Origin of the sequence: Aquimarina muelleri DSM 19832 (assembly GCF_000430665.1) — a bacterium.
GTDB classification, from domain to species: domain Bacteria; phylum Bacteroidota; class Bacteroidia; order Flavobacteriales; family Flavobacteriaceae; genus Aquimarina; species Aquimarina muelleri.
Genome location: NZ_AUML01000004.1, coordinates 124,992 through 145,142 on the forward strand (window position 1 = coordinate 124,992; position 20,151 = coordinate 145,142).

The following is a 20,151-nucleotide window of genomic DNA, read 5'->3' on the forward strand; positions in this document are numbered from 1 at the left end:
GTAACAAAAATGCAAAGTAGAGAGTCTTATGTAACAAGACTGCGCTAACCAATCAATAAGTCTTCAAAGGGAAAACCGGAAGATTACCCCAAAAATGTTTAGTATTGTTAGTTTGTCTAAAGTTTATAATGGTATAATTTTTATACCACATACATCTTAATCCAGTATTATGATTGAAATAAAAGACTTACATAAATCCTATAAAATGGGGAGCAATTCGCTTCATGTACTTAAAGGAATTAATTTTAGTGTCAAAGAAGGGGAGCTAGTAGCTATTATGGGGTCTTCTGGCTCTGGAAAATCTACATTGTTAAATATTTTAGGGATGTTAGATGAAGCCGATAGTGGCACCTATTTTTTAGATAATGTGCCTATTAAAGGGCTGAACGAAACAAAAGCTGCAAAATATCGTAATAAATTTTTAGGATTTGTTTTTCAGTCTTTTAATCTTATAAATTATAAGACAGCTTTAGAAAATGTAGCCTTGCCCTTATATTATCAACGTAAAAATCGAAAAGAACGAGCCGAAAAAGCTATGGATTATCTCAGTAAAGTTGGATTAGCGGAATGGGCAACCCATTTGCCAAGCGAACTTTCAGGAGGACAAAAACAACGTGTCGCAATAGCACGGGCACTAGCAGCAGATCCTAAAGTATTATTAGCGGACGAACCTACAGGAGCTCTGGATAGTAAAACATCTTATGAAGTTATGGATATAATCCAAACTATTAATGATGAAGGAAAAACAATATTGGTAGTAACTCATGAACCAGATATAGCAGATATGTGTAAACGAATAGTACATCTTAAAGATGGTGTTATTGTAGAGGATAAGCCTGTAAAACAAATAAGAGCATCCCAATATGTTTGATAGAGATAGGTGGAGAGAAATATTTGAAGCTATAGGTAAAAACAAGCTACGTACCTTTCTTTCTGGATTTACTGTAGCTTTAGGGATACTAATATTTACTATCCTTTTAGGGTTAGGTAATGGATTGTTAAATAGTTTTTTAAGTAGTTTTGTAGACGATGCCCAAAATGTAATGTTCATTCGTAGCGGGAACACTTCAAAAGCATATAAAGGTTTTCAAGAAAATAGAAAAATTCAATTTAAAAATGAAGACTTTGAGTTTATAAAAAATAACTACATAGGTAAAGTTGAATTTGCTACTCCAAGAATTTATAGAGACGGTTTAGCAAAATATAAAAAAGAATCAGGAAGTTACGGTATTAGAGCAGTACATCCCGATCATCAATATTTAGAAAAAACAATAATGATGAATGGGAGATATATTAATGAGGCGGATCTAAAGGAGCGAACTAAAAATATTGTAATAGGAAGATTAGTAGAGAAAGACTTATTTAAAAACGAAAGTGTTTTAGGTAAAATGCTTAATATAGATGGTATACAATATAAAATAGTAGGTGTATTTCAGGATAGTGGAGGAGATAATGAAGAACGTCTAATTTATATGCCATACACCACAGTACAACTGCTTTTTGGAAATAATGATTATCTCGACCAGATAAACTTATCTTATAACATGACGATGAGTACCGAAAAAGCTATTGCGTTTTCAAAACAAATAGAAAAAGATTTAAAAGAGAGATTTAGAGTAGCTCCAGATGATCAAAGTGCAATTAGAGTGTATAGTTTAGCAGAGGATATCAAAGAAACTATGGTTGTTTTGAGGGGGATTTATCTAATTATATTTGTTATAGGTATAGGAACCTTAATATCTGGGGTAATAGGTATTGGAAACATAATGACATTTAGTGTCAAAGAAAGAACTAAAGAATTAGGAATTAGAAAAGCACTAGGAGCATCACCAGGATCAATTATAGCAATGGTGCTTCAAGAATCGGTACTCATAACAGCTATTGCAGGATATATGGGATTACTCGTTGGGATTTTAGTACTTAAACTTATAGGTAATAGTCTAAAAGAGTTTTTTATTCTAAATCCTAAAGTAGATACTGGTGTTATTATAGTAGCAACAATGATATTAATATTTTTTGGTCTTTTAGCAGGGTATATTCCTGCAAGAAGAGCAGCAAAAATAAAGCCCATAATCGCATTACGGGACGAATAATTAACATCAAAATATAAACAAAATGAAATTTATATTTGAAAGAGATACCTGGCAAGAAATTTATGGAGCTATTCGTAAAAATAAAATCAGAACTATAATTACAGTTATAGGAGTAACATGGGGAGTGTTTTTATTTGTTTTTCTTTTAGGAATGGCAAAAGGATTGGATAATAGCTTTAGGAGTCAATTTAATGACTTTGCTACGAATACAATGTTTCTTTGGGGGCAACAAACAAGTATCCCTAATAAAGGTTTTAAAAGAGGGAGGAGAATGCAGCTTACTTTAGATGATGTTCAAGCCTTAGAATCTAAAGTAGAAGATATAGAATATATAGCACCACGTAACGTCACTGGACAATGGGGTACACCACCAGGTCAATTTGTAAAGGGATCTAAATCAGGAGCGTTTAAAATATTTGGAGATTATCCCACAATTGATAAAGTGTCTAAGAAAAAAATATTTGATGGTGGAAGATTTATTAATGAAGAAGATATTAAGTATGAACGTAAGGTTTGTGTCATTGGAGAAGATATATATAAACAGTTTTATGATAAAGACGAAGAAGCAGTAGGAGGCTATGTAAGGATAAACGGTATCTACTTCAAGGTAATAGGGGTCTATAAACCAACTCAAACAGGATTTGAAGGAGACGATTCTATTTTTTTGCCATTTACAACATTCCAAACCATATTTAACCAAGGTAAAAATATTTCGTGGATGGTTATTACAGCCAAAGCAGATAAAAATATAGTAAATACCGAAGCTACTATAAAGTCAACACTTAAGAGAATGCATAACGTACACCCTGATGATACACAGGCTTTTGGAAGTTTTAATTTAGGAGAAGAAGTAGCTAAAGTAAACGGGTTTTTGTCTGGAATGCGATTAATAACATACATAGTGGGTATTGCTACATTAATAGCAGGAGTAATAGCAATTGGCAATGTACTTTTAATAACAGTTAAAGAGCGTACAAGAGAAATTGGAGTACGAAGAGCATTAGGAGCAACACCAGCAGAAGTAAGAGGGCAAATTATGTTAGAGTCTATTTTACTAACTTTTGTAGCAGGATTGCTAGGTTTTATTTTTGGAACCCTCTTGCTTTGGGGAATTAGTACTATAGTAGGAGATAATAACGATATCCCTATTTTAAATCCAACAGTCGATTTTCTTGCTGTAGGGGGAGCACTATTATCGATAGTGTTGCTAGGGACTTTAATAGGTCTCATACCAGCACAAAAAGCAGTGAGTATACGACCAATAGAAGCTTTAAGAGAAGAATAAAATAACAATAGAATAATCTAATCAATCAGAAATCAAAATGAAAAAGTTTTTTAAAATCCTACTAATAGTACTTTTAATAGCTGGACTCGGTTTTTCAGGAAAATATTTAATAGAATCTAATAGCAAATCCCCTATTGTATATACTACAGAAAAAGCATTTAGAACTTCTATTGAAGAAAAAACTGTAGCAACAGGAAAAGTAATTCCAGAAGATGAAGTAAAAATCAAACCTCAGATTTCAGGAATTATTGAAAAAATATATGTCAAAGAAGGTGAAGCTATAAAATCAGGTGATTTGATAGCAAAAGTAAAAGTAGTTCCAAACGAACAATCTTTAAATAGTTCAAGAGGTCGTGTAAAAAATGCAAAAATAGTACTTGATAATTCTAAAGTAGAATATGATAGAAATAAAGCTCTTTTTGATAAAGGAGTAATATCTAGTAAAGACTTTAATGCTATAAATTTACAATATAATCAGGCGAAACAAGACCTTTCTAACGCCCAAAATGACCTTCAAATTATACGAGTAGGCTCTACAGGGGGATCATCTACTGCTAATACTAATATAAGAGCAACTGTATCGGGAACCATCTTAGAGATCCCTGTAAAAGAAGGCGATCAAGTTATTGAGAGTAATAATTTTAATGAAGGAACTACCATTGCGACTATAGCAGATTTAAGTAAGATGATTTTTGAAGGAAAAGTAGATGAAGCAGAGGTAAATAAATTAAAGATAGATATGCCTCTTAAAGTAAGTTTAGGAGCAATAAGAGATCAAGAATTTGATGCAAAATTAAAATTTATAGCACCTAAAGGAGATGAAGAACAAGGGGCTGTACAATTTAAAATAGAGGGAGAAGTGTTTTTGGATAAATCCTATTTTATAAGAGCAGGATATAGCGCAAACGCTTCTATTGTTTTGGATTCAAAAGATGATGTCCTGGCTATAAAAGAAGCAATTTTACAGTTTGATAAAGATACAGAAAAACCATATGTAGAAATAGAAACAGGAGATCAGGAATTTGAGAAAAAAGAAATAAAAATAGGACTTTCAGATGGTATTAATGTAGAGATTTTATCAGGGATAACTGAAGCAGATAATATTAAAGTTTGGAATAAAACAGAACCGATAAAGAAAGAAGCAGAGGAAACACAAGACTAATTTTTTTAAAACTGTAACAACAAAGATTAAATATATACATATACGTAGTAATGAAATAAGTCGTAACTATTGGTTGCAAGACATAGATCTGACTACAGAAAATAATAAATTAAAACAGATGAAATTAATAGTAAAAGATATACGCAAATTCTCGTCACAATCGGATGCTTTAAATTTTGGAGGGATGAAAATTAAAATCTTAACCTTATTAATTATACTTTTTGGAGTGTTAGAGGGTAAAGCGCAAGAAAAGAAATGGACATTGCAAGAATGTGTAGAATATGCTTTAGAAAATAATATCTCTATAAAACAATCTGCATTAGATCTTGAGTTTGCTAGTATTGATCGAATGGATGCGATAGGGAATTTTCTTCCATCCTTAAATGCATCTGCATCTAATTTCTGGAGTTCAGGTTTAGTTACAGATCCAATAACAAATACTAATAGTACCCAAACGTTTAGAAGTTCAAATTACTCAGTAAATGTAGGTGTCACTATATTCAATGGATTAAGGAATATAAAAACATTTCAAAGAGCTAGACTCAGTAAATTGTTAAGCCAATATAGTCTTGGTAAATCCAAAGATGATATTGCATTGTTTGTAGCAAATAGTTATTTGCAAGTCCTTTTAAATAAAGAATCCCTAAAGGTCATAGAAAAACAACATGAAATTACCTTAGAACAATTAAAAAGAACACAGGATTTAGTAGATGCAGGAGTGTTACCCCAAGGAGATCTTTTAGAAATTGAAGCTACCTCTGCAGATGAATTAACAAGAATCGTACAAGCTGAAAACTCAGTGCAAATAGCTTTGATTAGTTTAGCGCAAACGTTACTTATTAAGGATTATGAGAGTTTTGATATAATAGAACAAGAATATTTAGTTCCAGGAGCAGAGATAATGGACAAACCAATAGATCAAGTTATAGCACAAGCAAGAGAGTCAAGATATGAGGTGCAAATAGCGGAACAAAATAAATTAATAGCTGAAAAAGATTTGGAGATCGCACGAGGTGCATATTATCCCACATTAAGCGGATCTTTTGGATATAGCACCAGAGAATCTGATGCAAAATCATTTTCCAGAGTATTGGATGAAAATAACCCGATTCTTACACAAAATATAGGAACAGTAGAAGGTACTGGTCAAAATGTAATTAATCAATCCCCTAATTTTCTTCTTTTAGAACAAAATCCAAATCCATTTTTTGACCAGTTATCTAATAATGATGGTATCTCTTACGGGCTATCTCTTTCTGTACCAATTTTTAATGGGTTTTCTGCAAGAAATGCAGTAAAAAGAAGTAAAATTAATGTAAAACGTACAGAGTTTCAGTTAGAAAAAGCAAAGTTAGATTTAGATAGTAATGTATACCAAGCATATTTGGATGCAAAAGGTTCTGCCGAAGCATATGAAGCAGCCCAAGTTTCTGTAAAAGCACAAGAGAGAGCTTATGAATACGCAAAAGATAGGTACGATGTAGGGTTAACAAATGCATTTGATTTTAGCCAATCAAAATTTAGATTAGAAAATGCACAAAGTAAAGTAGTTCAAAATAAATTTGATTATATTTTTAAATTAAAAGTATTAGAGCTTTATTTTGGAATAAAGATCGCAGATATAAAATTATAAGATAATTATACTTTGTTTTAAAGTATATTAATTGTGTTTTCATTATTATAACTAACACTAAACTATATCATGAATAAAAAAAAAATAATCATTGTTTTAAGTATAATAGTTATTTTAATTATGTTACTTGTTTATGGAAAAAAAGCAGGATGGTTTGGTGAAACTGGAGATTATAAAGAAGTATCTGTTACTAAAATTGAAAAGATAAATATAGTAGAAAAGGTTTCTGCTACAGGTAAAATTCAACCAGAAGTAGAAGTCAAGCTTTCTTCAGAAGTCTCTGGAGAAATTATTGATTTACCAATTAAAGAAGGACAACAAGTTGAAAAAGGAGCTCTTTTGGTTCGTATTAATCCAGATATTATTCAATCTGGATTAAATAGGTCTCAAGCATCTTTAGAAAATGTAAGAGCAGGACTTCGACAAGCAGAAGCTAGTCTGAAAGAGTTTAAACTTAACTATGATCGCAATAAAGGGTTATTCGAAAAAGGAGTGATCTCTAAAGCAGAATGGGATAGAGCGGTCTCTGCTTACGAAGGCGCAGAAGCAGCTAAACAATCTGCTTATTATAATGTTAGAAGTGCTCAGGCAACTGTAAATGAAGCTAAAGATAATTTAAACAGAACTTCTATTTATGCCCCTATGACAGGCACTATTTCTAAACTGTCTGTAGAATTAGGCGAAAGAGTTGTTGGTACTCAGCAAATGGCAGGTACAGAAATAGTTAGGGTGGCAAACCTTAATAATATGGAAGTTGAAGTAGATGTAAATGAAAATGATATTGTTAAGATTTCTATTGCTGATTCCACTATTGTGGAGGTAGATGCTTACTTAAAAAAGAAATTTAAAGGAATAGTTACAGAAATAGCAAACTCTGCAGAAAGTACTACAAGTGCAGATCAAGTAACTAATTTTAAAGTAAAAGTTAGAATTATTGAAGAATCTTATGCAGATTTAATAGAAGGTAAGCCAGAGAATTATTCTCCATTTCGACCTGGTATGACGGCAACAGTAGATATTATTACAGATAAAAGACAAAACGTGATAGGCGTTCCTATAAGTTCTATTGTGATTAAAAATGATACCTCTAGTGTTAAAGAGGAAGCGGCTAAAGATCAAATGATAAAAGATACAGATAAAAAATACGAATGTGTATTTGTGAAGAATGGTGAAATAGCAAAATTGAGAGTGATAAAAACAGCAATTCAGGATGATAATAATATTGAGGTAACAAGTGGCTTACAAGTAGGTGATGAAGTAATAACTGGCCCATATAATATAGTTACTAAAACACTTAAGACTGGAGATAAAGTAATTTCTGAAACAGAAGCTAAGTCAAAAAAATAAACATAATTAGGTTATCTTTGCCAAAATTTTAATAATGGCATATATTCTCTGTATAGAAACCTCAACTACCAATTGTTCTGTAGCTTTAGTAAAAGATAAAGAAGTAATTAGGTTAAAAGAGGATTATGATAGTACCTATTCACATGCAGAACGATTACATACATTTATTGATGATGTTGTTAAAGAAGAAGGAATATCTCTAAAGGATCTTTCAGCAATTTCTATTAGTAAAGGGCCAGGATCCTATACGGGGTTAAGAATAGGTGTTTCTGCAGCAAAAGGATTATGTTTTGCATTAGATATCCCGTTAGTCTCAATACCAACCTTACAATCTCTAGCACTACAAGTGCCTTATAAAAAGGACAGTTATATCATCCCTATGATTGACGCTAGGAGGATGGAAGTATATTCTGCAGTTTTTTCTGATTCTTATAAAGAAATACGAGAAACAAAGGCAGAGATTCTTACAGATTCTTCTTTTGACAAATATTTACAAAAAAATAAAGTATATTTTATTGGTAATGGGGTAGAAAAATTTTCGGGGCTATGCTCTGAAAAAAATGCGGTTTTTATTCAGAATAAATTACCATCTGCAAATGAAATGGGAGGATTGAGTTATGCTAAATTTTTAAAAAAAGACTTTGAAGATGTTAGCTATTTTGAACCTTATTATTTAAAAGATTTTATTGCAGGATAAAGATGTTTTATTGTAACGCCACCTTTAAAATTAAAAAACAAATTACCGTCTTTTTATAGATGGTAATTTGTTTTTTTGTAAGGATAATTTCCCGAACCTTAATTTCTATCAACTCTGTTGCTTAGAAGGCTTTGAGAAGAAGCCGAACCAGAACTTTTTAATGCATTATATCGAGCAACTAATCGAACTAAATCTTCTTCTTTTCGTAAACGAATCTTCTCTTTTTTTAAATATTCTTTTAACTCATTTTCTTTATCATTAAACACAGCAAGCATATCTTTTTTGCTCATAGGTAATTCCATGATAACACCGGCTTCTTCTAAATAATATGTAGTAGAAGATCTAACTGCTCCTGATTCAATAGGAGCGCCAACACCAACACCATTTCTAGGTTCTCTAATTTTTAAAGTTAATCTTTTGTATATACTATAGCCGTTTGATAATTCGACTAAAATATAATAGCCACTTCTATCTACTCCTCTTTGACTTTCGAAAGTACAGTAGTAAAAGTAATCTCCATCAATTCTTGCATGAATGGTTGGTTTTTTAACAAGTTCGTATAGTTGGGAGCCAGAATCGTACTCTAATGCATCTGTGTGGATGTTATATCTAAGTTTGGCATCAAAAGTAGTGGATTTTTCGTGTATGACATTGGCATCTTTGTATCCACTAGTCATATATATATTACCACTGTAATCTTCAAAGGTATAATCCTTTTTAATTGTGTTTAATAAATCTCTGGGTAGTTGGGCAAAAATTGTAGACGATAATGCTAAGCATAAAAAAAGTAGTATTTTTCTCATAGTATTCAGATTTAGGTATTCTGAATTTAAGGAAATATCTTTGATTAAAAAATTTCCGCATCTTTTTAGAGATATTTTTACGAATTATATGTATAATCATTGATATTGTTCAATTTTTCTTAACAAAAAGTTAATTAAATTGAAGAAATCACATATTTGATTTATGGAAAAACCATAGTATTTTGTAAGATTTAGATTACTGCATGTTTTTTTCGAATACTACTAAATGGCAAATAATCAGTGTTATATAGGTGTTTTGTGCTAGATTAATGTATAATAGTAAGCACTTAATTAATAAAGTAATAAGAAGTTTTAATACTCTAATAATTGAATGATTTCATCTGTATTTTCTACTGGATATTTACAAGCATTATTTACACATAGATATATTAACGTTTTACCTTCTACAAATCTACTTTTTAATAAAGCGCTTTCAGATTCTGTCGTATCTCCTGCAACTAGCTTATTTGGTATATATGTTTCATTAATTTCTTTGAGTTTTATTTTAGCGTCTTCTCCTGTAATTGCCAATTCATAGTAATCAAAAGAAAAATTAAGCATAAGATCTAACCAGTTAGAGTATCCCGAGGCATAAGAGTTGATTTGCGGTTGGATATTATGTAGCATTTTTTTACTTATTTCTCTATAATTGGACTTATCGAAGTAATGAGATAGTAAAAACAAATTTTTAGCCATAATTGAATTTGATGCTGGGATCACATTATCGTTATATTCTATTGTTCTTGTAATAAGTTCTGGATCTTGGTCTGAGGTAAAGTAAAATATATTTTTATCTGTATTAAAAAAATGCGCCAAAGTATATTCGGTAAGTTGTTTGGATATTTCTAACCATTCTGGATCAAAAGTATTTTGGTATAATGTTATAAATGCTTCAATAACGATAGCATAATCTTCTAAATACCCATTAATTGTACTTTTGCCATTTTTATAATTATGAAATAATGAAGAATCTTTATTTAATTGGGTGTTTTTAATAAAGTTTGCGTTTTTTAATGCTGCATTCAAAAACTTTTGTTCTCCAAATACTCTATAGGCATCTAAGTATCCTTTTAGCATTAGAGCGTTCCATGAAGTTAAGGTTTTGTCATCTAATCTGGGTTTGGAGCGGTTCTCTCTTTCTTTACGTAAAAGACTTTTCCAGTGTTCTACTTTTTGATGTAATTTTTTTAGATCTATCTTATGTTTTTTAGCAAATTTTGGATCACTCTCCTTTTTAATTAAAACATAGTTGTCTTTTTCCCAAAGACCGTAAGAGTTTATGTTGTAATAGTCTGAAAAAAGAGTATAATCTTCATTAAGTAATTTTTTTAACTCTTCTTTTTTCCAAATATAAAAAGTTCCTTCTTCCAACTCATCATTTATATTTTTACTATCTGCATCCAGAGAAGAGTAAAAAGCGCCTTCCGGATTGGTAAGTTCTCTGGATATAAACTCTAGTGTTTCATAAACTACATCTTTAAACCAAGGGTCTTTGGTTAGTAAAAAAGCATCAGAATACAGGGTTACTAGCTGTGCATTGTCATATAGCATTTTTTCGAAGTGAGGAACATGCCATTTTTCGTCTGTAGAATATCTAGAAAAACCTCCTCCTACATGATCATAGACTCCTCCATAAGATATTTTTGTTAAAGTGTTTTTTACAAAATTTAATATTTTTTCGTCCTTTGCTTGATACCCATAGCGAAGTAAAAACTGATAATTATTAGGCATCATAAATTTAGGTACTCGTTTTGTGCCCCCTTCTTTATGATCAAAATTGGTACTCCACTCTTTTACAGAGCTAGCAATAAAATCTGTATTAAAGTTTATTGTATCTGTATTTACTTCGATAAGATCTACTGCTTTGATCCCTTGCTCTAACTTCTCTGCGTATTCTATTAATTTTTCTGGCTGTTTTTCACGTAACTCTGTTATTTGTTTTAACACATTTAGCCAATCTTCTTTTTTAAAATAGGTACCTCCCCAAACAGGTCTTCCATCTGGCAATGTAATCATATTAAGAGGCCAGCCACCACTGCCAGTCATTAATTGAACAGCATTCATATATACCTGGTCTATGTCTGGTCGCTCTTCGCGATCTACTTTTATATTTATATAGTTAGAATTCATTGTTTTAGCTACCAAAGTATCTTCAAAACTTTCATGCTCCATAACATGACACCAATGGCAAGCGGCATATCCTATACTTACAATAATAAGTTTGTTCTCTTCTTTTGCTTGTTTTAGCGTTTTTTCATTCCATGGTTTCCAGTTAACAGGATTATGAGCATGTTGTAAGAGATATGGGCTTGTTTCATGAATTAAATCATTGGTATATTCATATTGCTCCATAGAAGATTTGTTTTTGCTTGTACAAGCGGTAAAAAAAAGGATTAGGATTATAATGTATGGGTATTTCACAGAAAATCGTTTTTAATAATGTCTAAAAATATAAAAAGCATCCTGAATTATACAGGATGCTTTTGGTAAAGAAATTATATTTCTTTTATTTTACTTCGAAAGAGATTTTTAAGTTTACTCTAAACTCTGTTACTTCATCCTCTCTAACTACAACACTTTGATCGACTATATATGCAGATTTAATATTTTTTACAGACTTACTAGCTTGTTTAACTGCATTTTTAGTAGCATCTTCCCAGCTTTTTTCAGAATTTGCTAATACTTCAATAACTTTGATAATTGCCATTTTTGAGTTTTTTTAAGTTAAAATTTAAAAGAGTCTCTAAGATACAAGATACTTTACTCTTTTTAAAGTAAAGTGTATTAATGTTTTAACTATATTTTCGATGTAATGAGATAATTATCGTTAAAAAGTTGTTTTTTTTAAGCTGAAAATTAGTAATCAATAAAAATCATGTTATAAAGAGCTATTCAAAATGATTTGTTATTATTCTGCACCAATCAATTTTTTATACCCATCGGCATTTAATAAAGCATTAACCTCATCTGGGTTAGAGATTTCTATTTTTGCAAGCCAGCCATTGTTATAAGGGTCAGAATTTACTATTTCTGGTTCAGATTCTAGTTTGTCATTAATTTCAATAACAGTTCCAGAAACAGGCATAAAGATATCCGATACAGTTTTAACCGCTTCGATAGACCCCATTACTTCCCCTTCATTAAGTTCTTCATCCAGAGATTCCATTTCTACATAAACAATATCTCCCAGTTCGCTCTGTGCAAAATCGGTAATTCCTATATATGCTATATTTCCTTCGATTCTGATCCATTCGTGATCTTTACTGTATTTTAATTCTTGTGGTGTATTCATGATTTATTTTTTGATAAATGGTAGTTTTTTTACGATTGCTTTAACTCGTTTGTTTCTGATTTGAATGAAAACAGAACTATCTGCTTTTGTATGGGAAATGGTTACATAGCCAAGTCCTATTCCTTTTTCGAGCATAGGAGATTGGCTTCCAGAAGTTACGTTTCCGATAAGGTTATCCTTTTCATCATAGATTTGGTATCCAGCTCTGGGAATACCTTTCTCTATCATTTCAAAGCCAACTAATCTACGAGTAACTCCTTCTTCTTTTTGTTGCTGTAAAGCCTTAGAGTTAATAAATGGTTTTGTAAATTTTGTGATCCATCCTAGTCCTGCTTCTAATGGCGAAGTGGTGTCGTCGATATCATTACCATACAAGCAAAACCCCATTTCTAATCGTAATGTATCTCGTGCTCCAAGACCTATTGGTTGAATGTTATCTTCTTTTCCAGCATCTAATATTGCATTCCAAAGCTGTTCTGCACCAGTATTGGGTACGTAAAGTTCGAACCCTCCTGCACCAGTATATCCTGTAGCGGATATGATTACATTTTGTATCCCTGCAATTTCGCCAATAACAAAAGTGTAATATGGTATATCTGCAAGAGCTACTTTAGTAAGTTGTTGCAATACTTTTGTAGCCAAAGGCCCTTGAACTGCAAAAAGAGAGATCTCATTAGAACGGTCTATCATTTCTACATTTTCCGTATTATGACTTTGTATCCAGTTCCAATCTTTTTCGATATTAGAGGCATTAACTACCAAAAGATACTCTTCTTCTTCTAATTTGTAGATAATAAGGTCATCTACTACGCCACCTTTTTCATTAGGCATGCAAGAATATTGAGCACTGCCAACATTTAGTTTGGTAGCGTCGTTGCTACTTATTTTTTGAATTAGGTCTAATGCTTTAGACCCTTTTAAGATAAATTCTCCCATATGGGATACATCAAAAATACCAACGCCTTCTCGTACGGTTTTATGTTCTTGTACTACCGATGTATATTGCAATGGCATCAAATACCCTGCAAAAGGAACCATTTTTGCTCCCAACTCTTTATGTTTAGCTTCAAGAGCTATACTAATTAATTCTGTGTCCATATTTAGTTTATTGTTATTTCTGGATTTTTTGTATCCTCTTCAAAGGCAGATAGTGGCAGACAGCTACACATTAGGTTTCTATCCCCATATGCATCATTAACCCGTCCTACACTAGGCCAAAACTTATTATTTTTAATATACGATAAAGGAAAAGCCGCTTTGGTTCGGGAATATGGCATGTCCCACACTTCTTTAGCAATAAACTCCAGAGTATGTGGTGCATTTTTTAAAACATTATGTTCTCTGGAAGCTGTTCCGTTTTCTATCTCACGTATTTCATTTCGAATACTAATCATGGCATCAATAAAACGATCCAGTTCTTCTACAGTTTCACTTTCTGTAGGTTCTATCATAATAGTTCCTGCAACTGGAAAAGAAACTGTTGGGGCATGAAAACCATAATCCATAAGTCTTTTAGCGATATCGGTTACCGTTATATCCTCCTCTTTAAATGCTCTGCAATCAATAATAAGCTCGTGTGCATTACGTCCGTTTTCTCCTGTAAACAAGATAGGGTAGTGGTTTGCTAATTTTTCTTTTATATAATTAGCATTAAGAATTGCCATTTCTGTTGCGGCAGTTAATCCTTCGCCTCCCATTAATGCTATATATGCATACGATATCGAAAGTATACTTGCACTACCCCAGGGAGCTGCAGAAATTGCTGCAATTGGCTTTTCTCCTCCAGCATTTTTTATTACGGCATTACCAGGGATAAAAGGAGCAAGGTCTTTACTAACGGCTATTGGTCCCATACCAGGTCCACCACCACCATGTGGGATACAGAAAGTTTTATGAAGGTTAAGATGACATACATCTGCACCGATAACTCCTGGGCTTGTTAGCCCTACTTGGGCATTCAAATTGGCTCCGTCTAAATATACTTTTCCTCCATTATCGTGTATAATCTTACATGCTTCTTTAATGTTTTCTTCAAAAACACCATGGGTAGAAGGGTAGGTAACCATTAAAGCCATTAAATTATCTTTGTGCTTTTCTGCTTTGGTACGTAAGTCTTCTATGTTTATATCTCCATTTTCTCTACAAGATACAATCACTACGTTTTGTCCAGCCATGATTGCACTCGCAGGATTAGTACCATGTGCAGAGGATGGTATAAGGGTTACATTTCTATGTGTTTGGTTTTTGTCGGCATAGTATGCTTTGATAACCATTAACCCTGCAAGTTCTCCTTGCGCACCACTGTTTGGTTGTAAAGAGGTAGTGTATAATCCTGTTATTTCTGCGAGCCACGCTGCCAGATGCTCAAACATTTGGTGGTAGCCTTTTGCTTGGTTTACAGGAACAAAAGGATGAATATTAGCAAGCTCCCCCCAGGATAAAGGCATCATTTCGGTAGTTGCGTTTAATTTCATGGTGCAGGATCCCAAAGCAATCATAGAATGTACCAAAGAAAGATCTTTGTTTTCTAATCTTTTTAGGTATCGAAGCATTTCATGTTCTGCCTGATACGAATTAAATACAGGGTGTTCTAAATAAGAAGATTTTCTTCGTAACGAATCAGGGATAGCAGTACTTTCTACTTTCCAATCTTCTATTTTTAAAGTTTTACCTTTTGCTAATGCAAAGATTTCGATAATATCCTCTAGATCTTTTATACTGGTTTTTTCATGTAATGATATTCCTATATGATTATCCTCAAAATATCTAAAATTAATTTCTTTAGCCAGCGCTAGTTTTTCGATACTCTTTTTATCTTCTACTTCAATTTTTAAAGTATCATAAAAGTGTGTATTGGTTTGTGTATATCCTAGTTTTTCTAATTCCTGATGCAATTTAGAAGTAGATAAATGGATTTTGTTTGCTATTTGTGTTACACCATCTTTTCCGTGGTATACGGCATACATCCCTGCCATTACAGCCAACAGTACTTGTGCTGTACAAATATTAGAAGTTGCTTTTTCTCTTTTAATATGCTGTTCTCTGGTTTGTAATGCCATTCGGTATGCAGGACGACCATGGCTGTCTTCGGTTACTCCTATAATCCTGCCAGGAATATGACGTTTATATTCTTCTTTGGTAGCAAAATAAGCAGCATGTGGCCCTCCGTATCCTAGTGGAACCCCAAACCTTTGTGAAGTACCTACCACCACATCTACTCCCATTTCGCCAGGAGGTGTAATGTGTGTTAGAGCCATTAAATCACATGCTACAGCAACTTTTACATCTTGTTTTTGTGCTTTAGTAATATAGGATGTTGGATCTGTAATTGCTCCATCACTATTTGGGTATTGTATAAGAATTCCAAAAAGATTTGGATCTGCAATATCTAATGTTGCAATATCGCCAACAACCACATTAATTCCTACAGGTTCTGCACGACCTATCATTAGTTCTATGGTATGTGGAAATGTTTTTTGATCTATAAAAAAGGTGTTCGCTTGCTTTTTTGTTCTGCTTTTTACCCGATGAAGAAGAGTCATTGCCTCTGCAGCTGCGGTAGCCTCATCTAGTAAAGATGCATTAGCGATTTCCATTTTGGTAAGATCTGTGATCAGGGTTTGGTAGTTGATCAAAGCTTCTAATCTACCTTGTGCAATTTCTGCTTGGTATGGTGTATATGCGGTATACCATGCAGGATTTTCTAAAATATTTCGTTGGATAACTGGTGGAATAATACAATCGTGATATCCCATTCCTATAAAAGAACGGTATATTTTGTTGTTCCCCATCATCGATTTAAAGGTAGTAAGAAATTCTAATTCTGTCTGCGCAGCAGGTAATGCTAATGGTTTTGCAGAACGAATATTTTTAGGTATAGTTTCATCGATTAATTGTGCTAATGAGGTAACACCAATTACATTTAGCATTTGATCAATTTCCTTTTTCCCAGGACCGATATGTCTTGGTTGAAATTCTTGTTTAAGGGTGTTTAGATCTTTCATAATATACTATCCCGTTAATTTATTTATATAATGGAAAATTCACCATCCAGTTATTTACTTCTTTTTTGATAGTTGCTATTTTAGAGTCATTATCGTGATTAGATAATACGTCATCTATAAAACCAACCATGGTATACATATCTTCCTCTTTCATCCCTCTGGTGGTAATAGCAGATGTTCCTAAGCGCATTCCTGAAGTTACAAAAGGAGATTTATCATCAAAAGGAACCATATTTTTGTTAATGGTTATATCGGCTTTTATTAAGGTATTTTCGGCTAGTTTGCCAGTAAGATTTTTGGATCTTAGATCGATAAGTGCCATATGGTTATCAGTTCCGTTAGAGATGATTTCGTATCCTCTTTCGATTAAAGCAGTACACATAGCTTTGGCATTTTTTACAACTTGTTCTGCATATATGGTATAATCATCGGTTAAAGCTTCTCCAAAAGCAACGGCTTTTGCCGCAATAACATGCTCTAAAGGCCCTCCTTGTGTTCCTGGAAAAACACCCATATCTAATATGTTAGACATCATTTTAAGATCTCCTTTTTTGGTAGTATGTCCCCAAGGGTTTTCAAAATCTTTACCCATCATAATCATTCCACCTCTAGGACCTCTTAATGTTTTATGGGTAGTAGTGGTCACGATATGGCAATGTGGTAAAGGATCGTTTAATAACCCTTTTGCAATTAATCCTGCTGGATGAGAAATATCTGCTAATAATAAAGCTCCAACCTTATCTGCTATAGCTCTTAATCTTTTATAATCCCAATCACGACTATAGGCAGAGGCACCACAAACAATAAGTTTTGGTTGTTCTCTTTCTGCAGTTTCTGCAACAGTGTCCCAGTTAATTAAACCTGTTTCTTTTTCTACACCATAAAAACTTGGTTGGTATAGTTTTCCTGAAAAATTTACAGGAGATCCATGGGTAAGATGCCCCCCATGCGATAAGTCAAAACCTAAAATTTTATCTCCGGCATTTAGACAAGCAAGCATTACTGCAGCATTTGCCTGTGCACCAGAGTGTGGTTGTACATTTACCCATTCTGCACCAAATAACTTTGCAGCTCTGTTTATAGCAAGGGTTTCTACTTTATCTACCACTTCACAGCCACCATAATATCTTTTACCAGGAAGACCTTCTGCATATTTATTAGTAAGAGAAGAACCCATGGCTGCCATTACTTGTTTCGAAGTAAAATTTTCTGACGCAATAAGTTCAATACCATTTTCCTGACGTTCTGTTTCTTCTGCGATAAGATTTTTTATTTCTTTATCCTGAATATCTTGTATCATAGGTTGTTTTTTGATAATACATCCAAAATGAGATGTATAGGGTTTGACTATTATTTTTTTGAATTTTTTAGGATTTGAATGCACCAAACCAAAAATTAATAGTTGCAAATTGCGGAGAATAAATTTGAAAAAATAGTACAAAATTGCAAGGATATATTTGTGCTGTTTTATGCTAATTTAGCTCTTAAAGGACATGGGTTATATAGTGAAGGTTCTAATGAGTACCGAAGTGTTTCTAAGCTTTTCGAGCTCGTTTTAAAGAGTCTTTTTGTCAGAAATTAGAAGATTGAATATGGTATTTTTAGATTATATTAGTTGTATGCCAAAGTATAATAGAATTTGGATTACAGATTATAAGAAATAGAATGAGGATTGAATAATAAAGTGTATATACTAAAAATAAGCAAAACATGTTTTGAAGCAATGGCGATCTAAAATCTTTACCAGAATTAGCATCAAATAATAATTTTATTTGCAAATTGTTTGGGAGTCATGCCTATTATTTTTTTAAAGTGCCGAGTAAAATGACTTTGATCAAAGAAACCAGATTGATAAGCAACTTCTGTAGCAGATAATCTTTCGGCCAATAACTTTTTGGCTTTTTCTATTCGTAGATTTACTAAATATTGGTGAGGTGGTAATTGATAATGTTGTTTGAAAGATTTTATTAGCCCATATTCTGAAATACCAGTTAAATTAGAAAGATCATTTGTAGATACCTCTTCCAGATAATGTGTGTGTATATACTCTTTGATCTGTTTTGCTGCAGTAAATTTTTCTGAAATAGGTTCGTTATGTATCTCGGTGTAGGCATATCGAACAATAAGCTCTTTAAGAAAATCCAGAAGTAAAGACTCTGATTTAGGATGGTGTTGTTTGTATATTAAATCAGGAAATACAGCTTTACCTTTTTTAAATAAATTTTTATTGTTTATTATGTTTTCTTTAAAAACAGGTAGTTCTATGGGTAAATTAAGGGTATCCATAGCTTTTTTCATAATTTCTATTGGAATATACATGGTAAGAAAATTCCAGGGAGAATTATTTACAGGTTTTCCTGTATGTACTTCATAAGGGTTGAAAATAAGTATGGAACCTGTAGATAAAATAAAGTTAGAAGAGTCATTAGAGTAATCTCCGACTCCATAATCCATAAAAATTATGGTGTAGCTCTCATGAAAATGTGGTTTGAATTTATGAGACGTAAAAGACCCCTTAAATAACTCTAAGTTATCCAAAGTGTTATTTATAAAATGCTGAACATGATTATGTTTTTTTTTGTCATGCATTATTTTTTGGAATTTACTTTGAAATGGTATTTTTTATCCCATCCTAGACAATTACTTTTTAAAAGTATTTTTATATGTTGCTAATATATACTGGTTTTACATATTATTTAGTATCAAAAGTATTAAAAAACATATGTTTTAAAATTCTTCTTTTTGTTTTTTGCAATAACCCTTAATTTTATAGGTGAATATTTAACTATTTACGTAGATGTGTATCTATAGTAAACATTATGGGTTTAAAAAAAATCCCAGAGCAAGTCTGGGATAATAATTTAAAGGTTGTTCTTATCTGTTTGTTATTATTAGCCATTTATAGCCTCTACAGATTCTATTTTATCTTTTAGCATTTCTTTTAACATGTTTTCGATTCCATTTTTTAATGTAAAAGTAGAAGAAGGGCAACCACTACAGGCACCTTGTAAAACTACTTTTACTATTTTGCTATTTGGATCATAAGAGTCAAAAAGTATGTTTCCACCGTCGCTAGCTACGGCAGGTTTAATATATTCATCGATGATATTAATGATGTCTTTAGAAACATCATCTAGTTTTTCAAACTCAGCATCTGCTTGTTTTTCTACAGTGTTTTTTGATATGGTAGCATTAGCAGATAAAACCTCTTTGCCTTGTTCTAAATAGTTACGTAAAAACTCTCTTATTTCTAAAGTAATATCATTCCAATCTGCCATATCGTACTTGCTGATAGAAATATAATTTTCATCAATATATACTTCTTTAACAAAAGGAAAATGAAATAGTTCTTGTGCTATTGGCGCTTGTTTAGCATCATCAATGTTTTTAAACTCATGCCCAGCAGTAACCAATTTTTTATTGGCAACAAATTTAAGAACAGCAGGGTTAGGTGTGCTTTCGGCATATATAGTAATAGGTACTTTTTTTGTAGTAGATTCTGTTTCATTAATAACAGGGGTGCCACTATTAAGATATTCTTTTATCTGTTCAGCAATTTCTTCCTGAACATCAGCCCATTCTACAATGTCATATTTATCGATGGCTACAAAATTTTGTGCTATATATACTTTTTTTACAAATGGCAAGTAAAATAATTGTTGTGCCAAAGGAGAGTTTTTGGCCTGATCTATATTCTCAAATTCGTAACTGGTGTGTTGTGTTAAAAAGAAATTGGCTTCAAACTTAACAATACCAGGATTCGAAGTGGCTTCTATTTTTATTTCAAAATTCTTTTCCATGTACTAATTTTTAGCAAATTTACAAAAAAGGAGCG

At 32.3% G+C, this 20,151-nt stretch carries 16 protein-coding genes; 7 read left to right on the forward strand and 9 right to left on the reverse strand.

Features of this window, described 5'->3' with window-relative positions; translation table 11 throughout:
* The first annotated feature begins 169 nt into the window (after nt 1-169).
* From H527_RS0103820 to tsaB, 7 genes are all read left to right on the forward strand, one after another.
* The gene (locus H527_RS0103820) at nt 170-871 is read left to right on the forward strand and encodes an ABC transporter ATP-binding protein (protein WP_027411478.1); all 702 of its coding nucleotides are present in this window, start codon (nt 170-172) and stop codon (nt 869-871) included.
* Nucleotides 864-2,093, forward strand: a complete 1,230-nt coding sequence (locus tag H527_RS0103825) for an ABC transporter permease (RefSeq protein ID WP_027411479.1) — start codon at nt 864-866, stop codon at nt 2,091-2,093. Before H527_RS0103820 ends, H527_RS0103825 begins: the two co-directional genes overlap by 8 nt.
* Nucleotides 2,094-2,115: 22 nt before the next feature.
* Nucleotides 2,116-3,378, forward strand: coding sequence for an ABC transporter permease (locus H527_RS0103830; protein ID WP_027411480.1), 1,263 nt, complete (start codon nt 2,116-2,118; stop codon nt 3,376-3,378).
* Between the two features lie 37 nt (nt 3,379-3,415).
* Nucleotides 3,416-4,540, forward strand: coding sequence for an efflux RND transporter periplasmic adaptor subunit (locus H527_RS0103835; RefSeq protein WP_027411481.1), 1,125 nt, complete (start codon nt 3,416-3,418; stop codon nt 4,538-4,540).
* 118 nt (nt 4,541-4,658) lie between these two features.
* A complete protein-coding gene (locus H527_RS0103840; protein WP_308427889.1) occupies nt 4,659-6,173 on the forward strand; it encodes a TolC family protein in 1,515 nt (504 codons plus the stop codon).
* Nucleotides 6,174-6,242: 69 nt separating this feature from the next.
* The gene (locus tag H527_RS0103845) at nt 6,243-7,520 is read left to right on the forward strand and encodes an efflux RND transporter periplasmic adaptor subunit (protein ID WP_027411483.1); all 1,278 of its coding nucleotides are present in this window, start codon (nt 6,243-6,245) and stop codon (nt 7,518-7,520) included.
* 34 nt (nt 7,521-7,554) lie between these two features.
* Nucleotides 7,555-8,217 carry a tRNA (adenosine(37)-N6)-threonylcarbamoyltransferase complex dimerization subunit type 1 TsaB gene (gene tsaB, locus H527_RS0103850; RefSeq protein ID WP_027411484.1) on the forward strand — a complete coding sequence of 221 codons (663 nt, stop codon included), beginning with the start codon at nt 7,555-7,557 and terminating at the stop codon, nt 8,215-8,217.
* Nucleotides 8,218-8,315: 98 nt separating this feature from the next.
* Here the strand turns inward: tsaB and H527_RS24180 are convergent, their stop codons facing one another.
* The 9 genes from H527_RS24180 to H527_RS0103900 all read right to left on the reverse strand — a co-directional run bounded on the left by H527_RS24180 (nt 8,316) and on the right by H527_RS0103900 (nt 20,116).
* Nucleotides 8,316-9,020, reverse strand: coding sequence for a hypothetical protein (locus tag H527_RS24180; RefSeq protein ID WP_027411485.1), 705 nt, complete (start codon nt 9,018-9,020; stop codon nt 8,316-8,318).
* Nucleotides 9,021-9,332: 312 nt separating this feature from the next.
* Nucleotides 9,333-11,372, reverse strand: a complete 2,040-nt coding sequence (locus H527_RS0103860; RefSeq protein ID WP_035087335.1) for a thioredoxin domain-containing protein — start codon at nt 11,370-11,372, stop codon at nt 9,333-9,335.
* 154 nt (nt 11,373-11,526) lie between these two features.
* Complete coding sequence (locus H527_RS0103865; RefSeq protein WP_027411487.1) at nt 11,527-11,727, reverse strand: dodecin family protein; 201 nt, start codon at nt 11,725-11,727, stop codon at nt 11,527-11,529.
* Between the two features lie 201 nt (nt 11,728-11,928).
* Nucleotides 11,929-12,312: a glycine cleavage system protein GcvH gene (gene gcvH / locus H527_RS0103870; protein WP_027411488.1), complete on the reverse strand. Its 384-nt coding sequence runs from the start codon at nt 12,310-12,312 to the stop codon at nt 11,929-11,931.
* A gap of 3 nt (nt 12,313-12,315) precedes the next feature.
* The gene (gene gcvT, locus H527_RS0103875) at nt 12,316-13,410 is read right to left on the reverse strand and encodes a glycine cleavage system aminomethyltransferase GcvT (RefSeq protein WP_027411489.1); all 1,095 of its coding nucleotides are present in this window, start codon (nt 13,408-13,410) and stop codon (nt 12,316-12,318) included.
* Nucleotides 13,411-13,412: 2 nt separating this feature from the next.
* Nucleotides 13,413-16,316 (reverse strand): aminomethyl-transferring glycine dehydrogenase, encoded by a 2,904-nt coding sequence (gene gcvP / locus H527_RS0103880; protein ID WP_027411490.1) that lies wholly within the window; start codon nt 16,314-16,316, stop codon nt 13,413-13,415.
* A 19-nt stretch (nt 16,317-16,335) separates the two neighbouring features.
* Nucleotides 16,336-17,616 carry a serine hydroxymethyltransferase gene (locus H527_RS0103885; RefSeq protein WP_027411491.1) on the reverse strand — a complete coding sequence of 427 codons (1,281 nt, stop codon included), beginning with the start codon at nt 17,614-17,616 and terminating at the stop codon, nt 16,336-16,338.
* A 455-nt stretch (nt 17,617-18,071) separates the two neighbouring features.
* Nucleotides 18,072-18,905 carry an AraC family transcriptional regulator gene (locus H527_RS0103895; RefSeq protein WP_027411493.1) on the reverse strand — a complete coding sequence of 278 codons (834 nt, stop codon included), beginning with the start codon at nt 18,903-18,905 and terminating at the stop codon, nt 18,072-18,074.
* 302 nt (nt 18,906-19,207) lie between these two features.
* Nucleotides 19,208-20,116, reverse strand: coding sequence for a NifU family protein (locus H527_RS0103900; RefSeq protein WP_027411494.1), 909 nt, complete (start codon nt 20,114-20,116; stop codon nt 19,208-19,210).
* Nucleotides 20,117-20,151 lie beyond the last annotated feature (35 nt).

Excerpts from the sequence above, each read along its gene's own strand:
- H527_RS0103820 (WP_027411478.1), top strand. The coding sequence starts at position 170 with ATGATTGAAATAAAAGACTTACATAAATCCTATAAAATGGGGAGCAAT.
- H527_RS0103825 (WP_027411479.1), top strand. The coding sequence starts at position 864 with ATGTTTGATAGAGATAGGTGGAGAGAAATATTTGAAGCTATAGGTAAA.
- H527_RS0103830 (WP_027411480.1), top strand. The coding sequence starts at position 2,116 with ATGAAATTTATATTTGAAAGAGATACCTGGCAAGAAATTTATGGAGCT.
- H527_RS0103835 (WP_027411481.1), top strand. The coding sequence starts at position 3,416 with ATGAAAAAGTTTTTTAAAATCCTACTAATAGTACTTTTAATAGCTGGA.
- H527_RS0103840 (WP_308427889.1), top strand. The coding sequence starts at position 4,659 with ATGAAATTAATAGTAAAAGATATACGCAAATTCTCGTCACAATCGGAT.
- H527_RS0103845 (WP_027411483.1), top strand. The coding sequence starts at position 6,243 with ATGAATAAAAAAAAAATAATCATTGTTTTAAGTATAATAGTTATTTTA.
- tsaB (WP_027411484.1), top strand. The coding sequence starts at position 7,555 with ATGGCATATATTCTCTGTATAGAAACCTCAACTACCAATTGTTCTGTA.
- H527_RS24180 (WP_027411485.1), bottom strand. The coding sequence starts at position 9,020 with ATGAGAAAAATACTACTTTTTTTATGCTTAGCATTATCGTCTACAATT.
- H527_RS0103860 (WP_035087335.1), bottom strand. The coding sequence starts at position 11,372 with ATGGAGCAATATGAATATACCAATGATTTAATTCATGAAACAAGCCCA.
- H527_RS0103865 (WP_027411487.1), bottom strand. The coding sequence starts at position 11,727 with ATGGCAATTATCAAAGTTATTGAAGTATTAGCAAATTCTGAAAAAAGC.
- gcvH (WP_027411488.1), bottom strand. The coding sequence starts at position 12,312 with ATGAATACACCACAAGAATTAAAATACAGTAAAGATCACGAATGGATC.
- gcvT (WP_027411489.1), bottom strand. The coding sequence starts at position 13,410 with ATGGACACAGAATTAATTAGTATAGCTCTTGAAGCTAAACATAAAGAG.
- gcvP (WP_027411490.1), bottom strand. The coding sequence starts at position 16,316 with ATGAAAGATCTAAACACCCTTAAACAAGAATTTCAACCAAGACATATC.
- H527_RS0103885 (WP_027411491.1), bottom strand. The coding sequence starts at position 17,616 with ATGATACAAGATATTCAGGATAAAGAAATAAAAAATCTTATCGCAGAA.
- H527_RS0103895 (WP_027411493.1), bottom strand. The coding sequence starts at position 18,905 with ATGCATGACAAAAAAAAACATAATCATGTTCAGCATTTTATAAATAAC.
- H527_RS0103900 (WP_027411494.1), bottom strand. The coding sequence starts at position 20,116 with ATGGAAAAGAATTTTGAAATAAAAATAGAAGCCACTTCGAATCCTGGT.